Annotated in this window: 1 protein-coding gene and 1 pseudogene; both read left to right on the top strand. The window is 45.0% G+C overall.

Annotated elements, in window-relative coordinates; translation table 11 throughout:
- The coding region (locus tag ACJY2G_RS25520; protein ID WP_439292384.1) for a DUF2612 domain-containing protein at window positions 1-507 on the top strand (507 nt) is incomplete at its 5' end.
- Window positions 507-831 (top strand): annotated as a pseudogene (locus ACJY2G_RS25515) (hypothetical protein); the annotation flags it as partial. The gene ACJY2G_RS25520 and the pseudogene ACJY2G_RS25515, both read left to right, overlap by 1 nt.

Genomic DNA, 831 nt, shown 5'->3' with positions numbered 1-831 from the left:
TGGATTGGCAGAACGCGAGTGGTCAGCCAGCCTATCTCCGGTATTTATTTTTCCTTTGACACGGATGGTTTGGGATTCGATCAGGGTGTTTGGCAAGGCCCCTATGACCCTGACGCTGGATTTACGAACTTGAGCGATGAAACTTACAGAATCATCCTCAAAGCAAAAATTGCAATTAATCACTGGAATGGAACAAACGAAACATTGCCGACGATCCTCGACACGGCGTTGGCCGGTTCTGGCTTGACGATGCAGATCGTTGATAACCAGGACATGACTATTTCAGTGTGGGTATTTCCGGAAACCGATATTTCTAATGTTTCGCTCGAACTTATTGCGGCGATCAGGCAGGGATATTTGACAGTCAAAGCTGCCGGCGTGTGGGCAGGCGATATACAAACACCATCTGTTGAAACCCCATCTGTCGGAAATAAATTTTTTGGGTTTGATATGGATAATGACTACATAGCCGGATTTGACGATGGCGCATGGGAGAAAAAATTATAATGGCTACAAATAACTTTAAACCATTTGGTATTGGCGCTGGCGCGAATGTCACGGCGCAGGCTGACTATGAAGCCCTTGCAGCTCTGTTGAGCGGCTTCCAATCTGGCAAAGCAAGTTCTGCGCAAATAAATAAAGCCATCCGTCAAGCTACGGTTATGAGCTATGTGTTAGCTCAATTCATCGCGAACTCGAGCGGAAATGATGTTTTAGATAATGGCGATACCGCCACGATAATCACCAACTTAATCACTGCCCTAAAAGCGAATAGCGCAAATGATTTCCTTCAAACACTAAACAATCTTGTCGAAATTAAAAATGCTGGAA

The organism is Rahnella sp. ATs2 (genome assembly GCF_051851855.1).
Classification (GTDB): domain Bacteria; phylum Pseudomonadota; class Gammaproteobacteria; order Enterobacterales; family Enterobacteriaceae; genus Rahnella; species Rahnella variigena.
This window is presented reverse-complemented; position numbering and strand designations above follow the sequence as displayed.